Raw genomic sequence first — 868 nt, forward strand, 5'->3', positions numbered from 1 at the left:
GCTGAATGCATCGTCACAAAAGGCGGCGGCGGAACTGGCACTGAAATCCTGTCAGGCCAGCAAAAGCAAATACAAGGTTACCGTCGCCGGCGCCTGCAGCATCGCCGCGTCCAAATAGACCGGAAAGCGCCCGGTTTTTCTCCTTGGGGAAGACAAAATGAAATCCACGAATTCCAAGCGAACAGCCATGGCGATATTTGCCGGATTGCTGACGATCGCGGCGTGCGGCGCGGGCATGGCCGGCTCACTGGCGGGAAGCGAGGGAGACAAGCGGTTCCCGCCGTACCTGCCGCGAAATCCCAAGGATCCCTGCACCAAGGCCTACAAGGCCTATGTCGCGGCCGGTGGCCATTCAGCGTACGCAACCACTCCCTACGCACGGATAATGTCGTCGTACATAGTTTGCGGCGGCCACCTCAACGCACCATCTCAAAAGACGGCCGAAGAGTTGGCGATGAAATCCTGTCAGTCCACCCGCGGCCACTACAAAGTCACGACCGGCGGCAGTTGCGAGATCGCGGCCTCGAAGTAGGTACAGCCGACCGCAAGGTAGAGCACTTCCCTGGTAAGGGAGAGGTTTACTCCGAGGGCTTAAAAGGCTCGCGGGACAGCACCCCCCTCTGTCCTGCCGGTCAGAGGGGGGTGTTCAAGCGCCATGCTTCCCATGGACTTCGAACCTTACATGCGGAGGCTCCATGTTCGCCAAGATCCTGATCGCCAACCGCGGCGAGATCGCTTGCCGTGTCATCCGTACGGCTCGGAAGCTGGGCGTGCGTACCGTCGCCATCTATTCGGATGCCGACGCAAAATCCCTGCATGTCGAGATGGCCGACGAGGCGGTGCATATCGGCGCCTCGCCATGATAGCC

The 868-nt window shown here is 60.3% G+C and carries 1 protein-coding gene and 1 pseudogene; both read left to right on the forward strand.

Translation table 11 applies throughout. The features are described from left to right. Positions 1 to 157: 157 nt before the first annotated feature. Positions 158 to 532, forward strand: coding sequence for a hypothetical protein (locus tag EN932_RS37100; RefSeq protein ID WP_164753856.1), 375 nt, complete (start codon positions 158 to 160; stop codon positions 530 to 532). Between the two features lie 163 nt (positions 533 to 695). Further along, positions 696 to 860, forward strand: a pseudogene (locus EN932_RS37105) (biotin carboxylase N-terminal domain-containing protein); the annotation flags it as partial. Between the last annotated feature and the right edge of the window lie 8 nt (positions 861 to 868).

The organism is Mesorhizobium sp. M7A.F.Ca.US.002.01.1.1 (assembly GCF_004022955.1).
GTDB classification, from domain to species: Bacteria; Pseudomonadota; Alphaproteobacteria; order Rhizobiales; family Rhizobiaceae; genus Mesorhizobium; species Mesorhizobium ciceri.